The 12022-nt window shown below is 72.1% G+C and carries 11 protein-coding genes; 3 read left to right on the top strand and 8 right to left on the bottom strand.

Translation table 11 applies throughout. The features are described from left to right. Positions 1-15 precede the first annotated feature (15 nt). Both JL475_RS05685 and JL475_RS05680 read left to right on the top strand, forming a co-directional pair. The gene (locus tag JL475_RS05685; protein ID WP_109381225.1) at positions 16-420 is read left to right on the top strand and encodes a cold-shock protein; all 405 of its coding nucleotides are present in this window, start codon (positions 16-18) and stop codon (positions 418-420) included. 170 nt (positions 421-590) lie between these two features. Continuing rightward, positions 591-1148 (top strand): GH25 family lysozyme, encoded by a 558-nt coding sequence (locus JL475_RS05680; RefSeq protein ID WP_202275993.1) that lies wholly within the window; start codon positions 591-593, stop codon positions 1146-1148. A 23-nt stretch (positions 1149-1171) separates the two neighbouring features. Here JL475_RS05680 and JL475_RS05675 read toward each other — a convergent pair whose 3' ends face one another. The 4 genes from JL475_RS05675 to JL475_RS05660 form a co-directional block, all read right to left on the bottom strand. Further along, the gene (locus JL475_RS05675; RefSeq protein ID WP_237406346.1) at positions 1172-1675 is read right to left on the bottom strand and encodes an ATP-binding protein; all 504 of its coding nucleotides are present in this window, start codon (positions 1673-1675) and stop codon (positions 1172-1174) included. Positions 1676-1948: 273 nt separating this feature from the next. After that, on the bottom strand, positions 1949-2716 hold the full coding sequence (locus JL475_RS05670) for an enoyl-CoA hydratase/isomerase family protein (RefSeq protein WP_202275989.1): 768 nt from the start codon (positions 2714-2716) through the stop codon (positions 1949-1951). Between the two features lie 206 nt (positions 2717-2922). After that, entirely contained in the window at positions 2923-4101 is a 1179-nt protein-coding gene (locus tag JL475_RS05665) for an Ig-like domain-containing protein (protein WP_237406344.1), read from the bottom strand. A 327-nt stretch (positions 4102-4428) separates the two neighbouring features. After that, a complete protein-coding gene (locus JL475_RS05660) occupies positions 4429-5667 on the bottom strand; it encodes an Ig-like domain-containing protein (protein ID WP_202275985.1) in 1239 nt (412 codons plus the stop codon). A gap of 254 nt (positions 5668-5921) precedes the next feature. Between JL475_RS05660 and glgX the strand changes: the two genes are divergently transcribed. Next, positions 5922-8204, top strand: a complete 2283-nt coding sequence (gene glgX / locus JL475_RS05655) for a glycogen debranching protein GlgX (RefSeq protein WP_202275984.1) — start codon at positions 5922-5924, stop codon at positions 8202-8204. Positions 8205-8243: 39 nt separating this feature from the next. Here glgX and JL475_RS05650 read toward each other — a convergent pair whose 3' ends face one another. The 4 genes from JL475_RS05650 to JL475_RS05635 form a co-directional block, all read right to left on the bottom strand. Next, a complete protein-coding gene (locus JL475_RS05650) occupies positions 8244-8906 on the bottom strand; it encodes a response regulator transcription factor (RefSeq protein WP_202275983.1) in 663 nt (220 codons plus the stop codon). Then, positions 8899-10149 carry a sensor histidine kinase gene (locus JL475_RS05645; protein WP_202276358.1) on the bottom strand — a complete coding sequence of 417 codons (1251 nt, stop codon included), beginning with the start codon at positions 10147-10149 and terminating at the stop codon, positions 8899-8901. The genes JL475_RS05650 and JL475_RS05645 overlap by 8 nt, the downstream gene beginning before the upstream one ends. Positions 10150-10291: 142 nt before the next feature. Next, entirely contained in the window at positions 10292-11053 is a 762-nt protein-coding gene (locus JL475_RS05640; protein WP_202275982.1) for an ABC transporter permease, read from the bottom strand. Next, the gene (locus tag JL475_RS05635) at positions 11050-11991 is read right to left on the bottom strand and encodes an ABC transporter ATP-binding protein (protein WP_202275981.1); all 942 of its coding nucleotides are present in this window, start codon (positions 11989-11991) and stop codon (positions 11050-11052) included. Before JL475_RS05635 ends, JL475_RS05640 begins: the two co-directional genes overlap by 4 nt. Positions 11992-12022: the final 31 nt, after the last annotated feature.

Here is a 12022-nt window from a genome sequence, read left to right as displayed (position 1 = left end):
CTGGGGGTCGGAATCATGGTTGCTGGTCGTGTGGTGCGGTTCGACGCCGTACGGGGTTACGGGTTCATCGCTCCCGAGCACGGCGGGGAGGACGTCTTCCTCCACGTCAACGACGTACGGATCCCGGAGCACCAGTTGCGTCCCGGGATCGCCGTGGAGTTCGAGATCGAGGAGGGCGACCGGGGTCTCAAGGCCTCGGGCGTGCGGCTGGCCCAGGGAGCCGGCGGGGTGTCCTCCGCCGTGGGCAGGCATCCGGACGGCGACGACTCGCTGTGCGACGTGCTCACCGCCGAGGAGTACCTCCAGGAGGTCACGGAGGTCCTGCTGTCCGCCGCGCCCACGCTGACCGGCGAGCAGATCCTCCAGGCACGCCGCGGGCTGCTGCAGTTCGGCAAGACCCACGGCTGGTGCGACGGCTGAGACCGGCCCAGGGCCCTGGGGGCAGGTCTGCCGGAGCGGGAGTCGCGGTCCTTCCTCACTCCTTGCGGGGAGAAGTTGACGTTTCCACCACTTGCGTAGGACTCGCGTGCCACCGTGAGCGCAGTGAGCCATTCGACTCCCCTCCCCCCACCAGCACCGCAGGGAGCCTCATGCTGCGCGGCATCGATGTGAGTTCGTACCAGTCCTCGTCGTTCGACACCGACGGCCTCTCCTTCGTCTTCATCAAGGCGACGGAAGGCCGTTCCTATGTCAGCCCCGGACTCTCCGCCCAGACGGAGAACGCCCGCGAGGCCGGACTGGTCGTCGGCTTCTACCACTTCCTGTGGCCGGGCAACCTGACCGCACAGGCGGAGCACTTCGTCTCCGAGGCGCCCGGGCGGCGGGGCGACGTCCTCGCCGTCGACTGGGAGACGACCGGCGAGGGCACCCGCGCGAGCAACGCGGGGAAGGACCGCTTCATCCGCAAGGTGAAGGAGCTACGGCCGCACAATCGGGTGATCCTGTACGCGAACAGGCACTTCTGGCTCGACGTCGACACCACCTCCTACGCCGGTGACGGCCTCTGGATCGCCGACCACGTCACCGCGGGCAAGCCCCGCATCAAGGCGAAGTGGCGCTTCCACCAGTACACCGACGCCCCCCTGGACAAGAACGTCGCCGACTTCCCCGACCGCGCGGCCCTGGAGGAGTGGGCCGACGGCATGTGAGGGGACCTGGTGACGGCCGCGGTTCAGCGGTCGGTGACGCGCATCTCGAACCAGGTCGTCTTGCCCCGCGGGAGCAGGTCGACGCCCCAGCGGTCGGCGAGGGTGTCGACGAGGAAGAGGCCGCGCCCGCTGACGTCCAGCTCCTGGACCGGCATGAGACAGGGCAGGCCGCGGGACGGGTCGCGGACCTCGACGCGGATCCAGCGGGGGCGGCGGCGCAGCCGGAGACCGAAGACGCGGGCACCGGTGTGGCGTACCGCGTTGCCGACGAGCTCGGAGACGAGCAGAACGGCGTCCTCGGTGGTCGCGGCGGTGAGGCCCCACTGGCGCAGGAGCACGATCTGGGTGAGTCGGCGTGCGGTGGCGGCGGACTCGGGGCGGGACGGTAACGGAACCTCTGCCTCCGTCGGGTTGCCGAACAACTCCAGCGCCTTCTGGGCGCGTTCGTCCTCGACCGTCGGCGACCAGCGCGACGCGGTCGCACGTCCGTCTCCCCGCGGCTGTTCCCTGCCATCCAGCCCCGCCATGGCCCCATCATGGCCGTCCGGTGGGGCGTCCGGGGTCGTTCCGGGGGAATGCGCCCCCCGCACGCCCCCGCTCCGGGCCGGGCCGCCGGCATATGCCTCAGGCACTTCGGGGCCGTCAGCGGCCCCTGCTACCTGCGGCAACGGCTCGCTGTGCGGCAATCGACAGACTCCCTCGACGCGGCAGACTTAAGGGCCCGTTAAGGCTCCCATAAACCGCCCCGTCGAGGGGCCCGGATCAGACATCGCGTCAATTGCAAGCCCTCGGAAGAGGGTTCAGAGGAACTTTGCCTTGCCGGGGCCGTCCTCCACGAAGCTGCGCATCCCCCGTTCACGGTCCTCGGTGGCGAACAGGCCCGCGAACCAGTTGCGCTCGACGGCGAGGCCGGTGTCGATGTCGGTCTCCAGACCGGTGTCGATCGACTCCTTGGCCGCGCGCAGCGCGATCGCCGGCCCCTTGGCGAGCCGCGCGGCCCACGCGTGCGCCTGCTCGTAGACCTCGGCTGCGGGGACCACACGGTCCACCAGGCCCAGTGCGAGCGCCTCGTCGGCCTTCACCTGACGGCCCGTGAAGATGAGGTCCTTCGCCCTCGACGGGCCGATGAGGCGGGCCAGGCGCTGCGTACCGCCGGCTCCCGGGATCAGCCCGAGCAGGATCTCCGGCTGGCCCAGCTTGGCGTTCTCCCCGGCGATGCGGAAGTCGGCGCAGAGCGCGAGTTCACAGCCGCCGCCGAGCGCGTAACCGGTCACCGCGGCCACCACCGGCTTGGGGATGCGGGCCACGGCCGTGAAGGAGTCCTGCAGGGCGCGGGCGCGCAGGACCATCGCGGTGTGGTCCATGGCCTGCATCTCCTTGATGTCCGCGCCCGCCGCGAACACCTTCTCCCCGCCGTGGATCACGACGGCGCGCACGTCCTCGCGGCGCGTGATCTCCTCGGCGAGTTCTTTCAGCCGGTCCTGCGTGGCGACGTCCAGTGCGTTCATGGGCGGGCGGTCCAGGCGCAGCGTGCCGACGCCCTCGGCGACTTCGAGATGTACGGTCATGCCAGCAGGTTAACGGCGACTAACGGCAACCGGTCCGGTGCTGTCGATCACATCCGGCCGGGGGTCCGGGGTTGCCCCCGGACAGACACAGCACGGTGACCAACGGCGACCGGTCCGGTGCGGTCGATCACACCCGGCCGACGGCAGCGGCCCCGGTGCCTTGTCGGGCAGCGGGGCCGCGTATGCCGTGACGGACCGGGCCGGTCCTACGCCTTCCACTCCTCCCAGGACATGTTCCAGCCGTTGAGGCCGTTGTCCGGGGCGATGGTGGCGTCGTTGGAGTTCTTCACGACGACCACGTCGCCGATCATGGTGTTCTCGTAGAACCAGGCGCCCGGGGCCTTCTTGTCCCAGCCGCCCCTGGTGTCGCGCAGCCCGATGCAGCCGTGGCTGGCGTTGTAGTTGCCGAAGGCGCCGCCGCCCCAGTAGTTGCCGTGGATGAAGGTGCCGGAGGTGCTCAGACGCATGGCGTGCGGCACGTCCTTGATGTCGTACTCGCCCTTGCCGTCGGCGTCGGTGAAGCCGACGGTCGCGCCGTTCATCCGGGTGACCTTGAGCCGCTCGCTGACGACCATCTTGCCGTTCCAGGTCTCGGTGCCGGGGGCGCCGGCCGTGATCGGGATGGTCTTGATGACCTTGCCGTCCCGCTCGACCTTCATGGTGTGCTTCTTGGCGTCGACGACGGAGACCTGGCTGCGGCCGATGGTGAAGGAGACGGTCTTGGACTGCTTGCCGTAGACGCCGGGGCGTCCCTCGACGCCGTCGAGGTCGAGGTCGACGGTGACCTTGGTGCCGGACTTCCAGTACTTCTCGGGCCGGAAGTCGAGCCGGTCGTTGCCGAACCAGTGGCCCTCGACCTCGACGGGCGGTTCGGTCGTGACGCGGACGGCCTTCTTGACGTCGTCCGGGTTGGTGATGCCCCGGGTGAAGCGGAGCGAGAACGGCATGCCGACGCCGACCTTGGAGCCGTCCTCGGGCGTGAAGGTGCCGACGAAGGTGTTCTTCGGCGTCAGGGTGGTGAAGCTGGAGTCCTCTGCGGCGGTGCGGCCGGCGGAGTCCTTGGCGACCGCGTGCACCGTGTACCTGGTGGCGGCGGCCAGGTGGGTCGACGGCGTCCAACTGGCGCCGTCACCGGATATCTCCCCGTCGACCTTCTTGCCGTCCGGGGCCTTGACGACGACCTCGGTCAGCTTCCCCTTGGTCGCGTCGACCTTCAGCGCACCGTTGGTCTTCACGGACTCGGCACCGTCCTCGGGCGCTATGCCGATGACCGCCTCGGACTGCTTGCTCTGCGCCGCGCCGGAGTCCTTGCCCTTGCCCTCGGCCGAGGCCGACCCGGAGCCCGGGCCCGTCTCCCCGCCGCCGCACGCGGTGACCGCCAGCATCACTCCGAGTGCCAGCGCCGCCAGCTTCCTGCCGCCATGCCTCCGCGCGTCAACCGACGCCCCCGGAACCGGCCCCACGTTCACTTGTTTCTCCCCTCGGCGGGCCTGGCCGGACCCGCGCCCCCGCGCGCCCCTCGCGCGCTTCGGCGCATAGTAACCACAGGCCAGGGGCGTTGGACGCGACGGGTTTGTCACCGTTCCGTTCCAACTTCAATGGCCTGCGGCGTACAACCGGGGCGCCCTCCCGGCGGTCCGCGCGAGGGCACCACGAGGAGTCACCTCGTGGAAACACTGCGAGGAGTCACCTCGAGGAGACACTGCGAGAGGTCACTTCACGGCGCTGCCCTTCGTCCACTCCTTCCAGTCCATGTTCCAGCCGCCGAGGCCGTTGTCGGGGGCGACCGTCGTGTCCTTGCTGTTGACCACCTCGACGACGTCACCGATGAGGCTGCGGTCGAAGAACCAGCCCGCCGGGGTGTCCGCGCCACCGCCCTTCACGTCGTGCAGTCCCACGCACCCGTGACTGACGTTGGTGTCGCCGAAGATGTCCTCATCGGCCCAGTAGTTGCCGTGCAGGAAGGTGCCAGATGCGGTCAGGCGGATGGCGTGCGGGACGTCGGGGATGTCGTACTCGCCCTTGCCGTCGGCGTCGGTGAAGCCGACGGTCGCGCCGTTCATCCGGGTGACCTCGAGCATCTCGGTGATCACCATCTTCCCGTTGTACGTGGGGGTCTTCGGCGCCCCGGCCGTGATCGGCACCGTGGCGAGTTCCTCACCGTCCCGGCTCACCTTCATGGTGTGCCGGCCCGCGTCGACCACCGAGATCTGGCTGCGGCCGACGGTGAAGGAGAACGTGCGGTGCTGGAGTCCGTACACGCCGGGCGCGCCCTCGACGTCCCGCAGGCCCAGCTCGACGGTGACCTCGGTGCCGGGCTTCCAGTACTTCTCGGGCCGGAAGTCGAGCCGGTCCTTGCCGAACCAGTGCGGGCGGATGTCGACGGCCGGGCGGGAGGTGACCCGGATGGCCCGTTCGACCGCCGCGCGGTGGACGATCTCACGGTTGAACGCCAGGGAGACGATCATCCCGGTGCCGACGACGGAGCGGTGTTCCGGGGCGACGTAGCCGATGAAGCGTTCCTCGGGGACGTACGTCGTGAACGTGGTGCGGCGGGAGGAGCGTCGGCCGGCGCCGTCCAGGGCCACGGCGTCGACCGTGTACTTCGCGGCGAGCGCCAGCCGTTCGTCGTCGGGCTTCCAGCTCCGCCCGTCGGCGGAGATGCGCCCGGGGACCGGGGACTCCCGCGCGTCCTGCGATCTGACGACCTTCACCGACTCCAGCCGCCCTTCGGGCGCCCGCACCCGCAGCATGCTGCCGGGGCGCACCTCCTTGCTGCCGTCGGCGGGCGCGACCCGGATGACCTCCTCGGGCGCCGGAGGGCCGAACGCCCCTCCGATCGCGCCCTCCGAGGTACAGCCGACGGTTCCGGCCAACAACAATCCTGTCCATGTCAGTACGGCGGCCAGTGCGGCCCTCGCGCGCCGTGCGCGCCCTTGTACGTGGCTCACGCGGTACCCAACGACGGTCCGCGCCGTCGGGAAACGACCATGCGCCCCCTCGGGGCACGCGGGGGTACGCCCTCTGGGGGAATCCGTGGGTGCGCCCCCGCTCCAGGTGTGCCGCCCCGCGGACAGGTCGTGCTCTCGGCGGCACGTGAGTGCGCGGCATGCTCTGGGCAGAACTGTGGGGAGGACGACGCGCCGGGGAGCCGCGGCCGCTTTCCCTGCCCGCCGTCGTCCCACGAGCCGCGGGAGGCGGACAGGTGTCCAGCGCAGCCGAGCAGGAGTCGGTGGCCGGGGAACGGGCCACCGGCGACGGGCGCCCGGCCGTCGCCGTCAACGGCGTGCGGGCGGCGACACCGCCGCCGGCGGCCGTGCCCGTGCGGCCCGGCCCGCCGGCACCGCTGGGCGCCCGTTTCCGGGCCGGCCCGGACGGGGTGCCGGGGACCGACTTCGCCCTGTGGGCGGGCGGCGCGGAGGGGGTCGAGGTCTGCCTGTTCGACGAGGGCGGCGGGGAGGTCCGGGCCCGGCTCACCGAGCTGACGAACGGCGTCTGGCACGGCTTCGTACCCGGCGTCCTGCCCGGCCGGCGCTACGGCTACCGGGTGCACGGCCGCTGGGATCCGTGGACCGGCGCCCGCTGGAACCCGGCGAAGCTGCTGCTCGACCCGTACGCCCGCGCGGTGGACGGCGACTACGCCACGCACGGGCTGTCGCCCGAGGTGTACGGGCACGTCCGGGACTGGCCGGAGCAGCATGTCGCGGACACCGTGCGCGACGACCGGGACTCCGCCCCGTACGTGCCGAAGGCCGTCGTCGTCCACGAGCCCGACAACGGCACCGACGGCACCGACGACGCGGCGGCCGACCGCCGGCCCCGCACCCCGTGGGCGGACACGGTCCTCTACGAGCTGCACGTCAGGGGGTTCACCCGACGCCACCCCGGCGTCCCCGAGGAGCTGCGCGGCACCTACGCGGGGCTCGCGCATCCGGCCGCGATCGAGCACCTGGTGAAGCTGGGCGTGACGGCCGTGGAGCTGCTGCCGGTGCATCAGTTCGCGCACGAGGACCATCTGCTGCGGCGCGGGCTGCGCAACCACTGGGGGTACAACTCCATCGGCTACTTCGCCCCGCACGCCGGCTACGCGGCCTCCGGGACGGCCGGGCAGCAGGTCGGCGAGTTCAAGCGGATGGTGCGCGCCCTGCACGCGGCGGGCATTGAGGTCGTCCTCGACGTGGTCTACAACCACACCGCCGAGTCGAACGAGCTGGGTCCCACGCTGTCCCTGAAGGGCGTCGACAACCGCGGCCACTACCGGCTCCAGGCCGACGCCCGCCGGTACGCCGACTACACCGGCTGCGGGAACACCCTGGACGTCGGCCGGCCGCACGTCCTGCGCCTGATCATGGATTCGCTGCGCTACTGGGTGACCGAGATGGGCGTCGACGGCTTCCGCTTCGACCTAGCGGCGGCGCTGGCCCGCTCCGCGCACGACGTCGACATGAACTCCCCGTTCCTCTCGGTGATCGCCCAGGACCCGGTGCTGCGCGGGGTGAAACTGATCGCCGAGCCGTGGGACGTGGGCCCCGGGGGCTACCAGGTGGGGGCGTTCCCTCCGCTGTGGTCGGAGTGGAACGACCGGTACCGCGACGCCGTGCGGGACTTCTGGCGGCCCGCGGCGGCGGACCTGAGGGAGATCGGCTACCGGCTCTCCGGTTCGAGCGACCTCTACGACTGGGGCGGGCGGCGCCCGTACGCCTCGGTCAACCACGTCACCGCGCACGACGGGTTCACGCTGCGCGACCTCGTGTCGTACGACCGCAAGCACAACGAGGCCAACGGCGAGGGCAACCGGGACGGCACCGACGACAACCGTTCCTGGAACTGCGGCACCGAGGGCGAGACCGACGACCCGGACGTCCTGGCGCTGCGGCGGCGGCAGCTGCGCAACCTGCTGACCACGCTGCTGCTGTCGACGGGTGTGCCGATGCTGGTCGCCGGTGACGAGATGGGGCGCACGCAGCGCGGCAACAACAACGCCTACTGCCAGGACAACGAGATCGGCTGGGTGGACTGGGAGCTGCTGGCGGAACCGGGGTGGAAGGCCCTGTTCGACCTCACGTCCCGGCTGATCGCCCTGCGCCGCCGCCATCCGGTGCTGCGCCGCCGGGCGTTCTTCTCCGGGCGGGCTCACTCCCCCGACGGCCTGCGCGACCTGGCCTGGTTCACCGCGCGGGGCACGGAGATGACCGAGGAGGACTGGTACGCGCCCGCCGCCACGCTCGGCATGTACCTCTCCGGGCGGGACATCCCGGACCACGACGAACTCGGGGAGCCGATACGCGACGACAGCTTCCTCGCCGTGCTGCACGCCGGTGACGCACCGGTGGACGTCCTGCTGCCGGGGCCGCCGTGGGCGCGGCGCTACGAGGTGGTCCTGGACACCGGCCGGGAGGACCAGGCGGACGCGCCGGGCACGGTCCACCCGGCGGACACGACGATCACGGTGCCGGGGCGGACGGTGCTGCTGCTGCGGGTCCGGTAGTGGGCCGGCAGGCAGCGGGGAGGGGAGCCGGGGGCGCGGTCAGCCGAGGATGCCGCGGTCGTAGGCGGCCGCCACGGCCGCGGCGCGGTCCTTGACGCCCAGTTTGGCGTACAGGTGGGTGAGGTGGGTCTTCACGGTCGCCTCGCTGATGAAGAGTTCGCGGGCGATCTCACGGTTGGAGGTGCCCCGGGCGACCAGGCCGAGGACCTCACGCTCCCGGGCGGACAGCGGTTCGCCGCCGGACGAGCGGGGGGAGCGGACCGCGGAGACCAGGCGGGAGGCCACCGCCGGGGAGAGGACCGTACGGCCCTCGGCCGCCGCCCGCACGGCCGTGAACAGCTCCTCGCGCGGCGCGTCCTTCAGCAGATAGCCGGTCGCGCCCGCCTCGATCGCGGGCAGGGTGTCGGAGTCGGTGTCGTAGGTGGTCAGGACGAGCACCTTGGCCCGCGCGCCCCGGCGGGACAGTTCCCGAATGGCGTCCACGCCCGAACCGCCCGGCATGCGCAGGTCCATGAGCACCACGTCCGGGTCCAGGGCGGCGGCCCGTTCCAGTGCCTCGACGCCGTTCGCCGCCTCGCCGAGGACGCGGAAGCCGGGCGCGGACTCGAACATGCCGCGCAGGCCGTCCCGTACGACGGGGTGGTCGTCGACGATCAGCACGGAGACGGCCGGGGGGTCCGTCGTGGCCGGGGTGTCAGTCATGGCGGACCAACGGTACGCGAGCCGACACCGCCGTACCGTGGCCGGGCTCGGACTCCACGGTGAGGGAGCCGGCGATGCGCTCCGCGCGGGCGCGCATCCCGTCGAGGCCGAAGCCGCCGCTGCCGGTGCGGGCGGGGCGCACCCGCGGGTCGAAGCCGCGGCCGTCGTCGCGGATGTCGAGGGTGACCTCGTCGCCGATGTAGGAGAGCGTGACGCCGACCCGGGTGGCGCGGGCGTGCCGGGAGGCGTTGGACAGGGCCTCCTGGGCGATCCGCAGCAGGGTGGCGGCGACCTCCTCGTGGAGGGGCTCGACGGTGCCGGTGACCGTGCAGTCGGCGCGGGCGCCGGTGCGTTCGCCCCATTCCGCGACCGTCTTCTCCAGGGCCTGCGGCAGTCCGTCCCGGTCGAGGGCGACCGGGGCGAGGTTGTGCACGGAGCGGCGGGCCTCGCCGAGGCTCTCGCGGGCCAGGTCGGTGGCCCGCACCACGTGGACGCGGGCCAGGTCGGGGTCGCGGGTGTTCGCGACGACCTGGAGCTGGGCGATGATGCCGGTCAGGCCCTGGGCGAGGGTGTCGTGGATCTCGGCGGCCAGCCGTCGGCGTTCATCGGCGACCCCCGCCTCCCTTGCCTGGACGAGGAGTTGGGTGTGCAGGGCGGCGTTCTCGCCGAGGGCCTGCTGCAACGCGGCGTTGGTGCGCTCCAGTTCGGCGATGGTGGCGGCCTGCGCGCGGGTACGCTCCTCCTCCAGTTCGCCGAAGTGGGCGAACAGGGCCACCAGCAGGGCGTTGACCAGGAGGACCGCGCCGAAGAACACCCAGCCCAGGCCGTCGCGCGGCGGCATCCCGCCCGACTGTGAGCCCGCCGTGGTCACCGCGGTGGCGAGCAGGCCCCACCGGACCAGACGTCTCGGGAGCTGGCGCCCGACGCCGAAGTAGCCGATGACCGCGTAGAAGGCGAACAGCGGGTTCAGCCAGGTGAGCGCGAACCCGACGGCCCAGCGGACGGCGTAGTAGCAGGCGCTCTCGGCGGACGGCCCGGGGCGTCTGCGCTCCGCGCTGCCCCAGGCCAGTTGCAGAACGACGGCCGCGACGACCAGCACACCGCCCGCCCACCGCTCACCGCGGGTCATGCCGACCGCGTCGGCTGCCGCCACCGAGAGCAGGGTGCCGGCCGCGAGCAGCACGTACGGCCCCCAGCGGTGGAACACCGCCCAGCGCTGCTCGACCGCCGCCCCGTCCGACATGGCGCCGTTCTCGGTGTTCTCGGTGGTCTCGGTGTTCTCGGTGTTCTCGGTGTTCTCGGTGTTCTCGGTGGTCTCGGTGGTCTCGGTGGTCTCGGTGGTCTCGGTGGTCTCGGTGGTCTCGGTCACCCGCCCGGTCATCCGCTCACTCCCAGCGGAACCAGCGTGCGGCGGCGGCCGTCAGCAGCAGGGTCCAAACCGCCAGGACGGCCAGGTGGGTCCAGCCGGGCCAGGCGCCGGCGGCGGCCTGGTTCAGCGCCTCGGCGGCGGCGCCGAACGGGGTCCAGCCGACGATGTCGGCGAGCAGGTCCGGCATGGCCTGCACCGGCAGCCACACCCCCGCGCAGAACATCGCCGGGAACAGCGCGGCGGAGCCCACCGCGCCCGCGATCTTCGTCGTGCGGGACAGCGCGGAGAGCACGGCGCCCAGGGCGAGGGTGACGAACACGGCGAGGAGCAGCGCGAGGAGGTAGCCGAGGGGCTGGCGCGGCAGCCGCACTCCGAAGGCGAGCCGGCCGACGGCCAGCGAGAGCAGCGCCGAGAGCAGGGCGGCCCCGCCGTGCACCAGCATCTGCGCGCCGAGCAGGGCCGTGGCCCGTACCGGGGTGGTGGCCATCCGGCGCAGGATGCCGTGTTCGCGGTAGCCGGTGAGGGTCTGCGGCATGCCCTGCAGACCGCCGACGATCAGGCCGAGCAGCACGGCGACCGGGACGTACGCGTCCACCGGGCGCAGTCCGCCGAAGGACGGGTCGGTCTCGCGGAAGGACGGGATGGAGCCGAGGATCGCCAGCAGGAGGGTGGGGAACAGCAGGATCCAGAAGATTCCGCCGGGCTCACGGCGGAAGAGGCGGATCTCGCTGCGCAGGACGGCTGCGTTGAGGACAGGGGTGAGGACGGAAGTGGTCACGCCGGGACCTCCTCGGTGGCGTCGGGCTCGGGTGTGGTGTCGGGCTGCCCGGTCAGGTCCAGGAACGCGTCGTCCAGGGTGGCGTCGGTGACCCGGAGCTGGTGGGCGGTGACACGGGCGCGGGCGAGGAGGGTGATGACGGCGTTGACGGTCTCGTCCGTGCCGGACAGGGTGACGCGGCCGCCTTGGTGCTCGATCGAGGCGAGGCCGGGCAGGCCGTTCAGGTCGTGTTCGTCCAGGGGCGCGGAGGGCGTGAAGCTGATGACGGTGGCGCCCGCCGAGCGGCGGATCAGCCCGGCCGGGGTGTCCAGGGCGGCCACCCGGCCCTTGTCGATCACCGCGATCCGGTCGCAGAGGCGCTGGGCCTCCTCCATGAAGTGGGTGACCAGCAGGACGGTGACGCCGTTCGCGCGGATGTCCTCGATGAGCTGCCAGGTGTCGCGGCGGGCGCGGGGGTCCAGTCCGGTGGTGAGTTCGTCGAGGACGACGATCCGGGGGTCGCCGATGAGGGCGAGCGCGATGGACAGGCGTTGCTGCTGCCCGCCGGAGAGCTTGCCGAAGCGGCTGTTCAGGTGCGGGGTCAGGCCGAGGCGTTCGGCCAGGGGCCGCCAGTCGGCGGGTCGCGGGTGGAAGGCGGCGTACAGCTCCAGGGCCTCGCGGACGGTGAGTTTGGCCTGGAGCCGGCTCTGCTGGAGCTGGGCTCCGAGGACCTGGGCGACCTGCCCGTGGTCGGCGACCGGGTCGAGGCCGGTGACGCGGACGCGGCCCGCGTCGGGGACGCGCAGGCCCTCGACGCATTCGACGGTGGTCGTCTTGCCGGCGCCGTTGGGGCCGAGGACGCCGAAGATCTCGCCCTCCTCGACGGTGAAGGAGACGCCGTCCACGGCGGGCCGGCCCCCGTAGGACTTGCGCAGATCGGTGACTTCGATGACGGGCATGACACCCAGCGTCCCGGTGGACGGGGCGCCC

It is taken from the genome of Streptomyces sp. M2CJ-2, assembly GCF_016757295.1.
In the GTDB taxonomy this organism is placed as follows: Bacteria; Actinomycetota; Actinomycetes; order Streptomycetales; family Streptomycetaceae; genus Streptomyces.
This window is presented reverse-complemented; position numbering and strand designations above follow the sequence as displayed.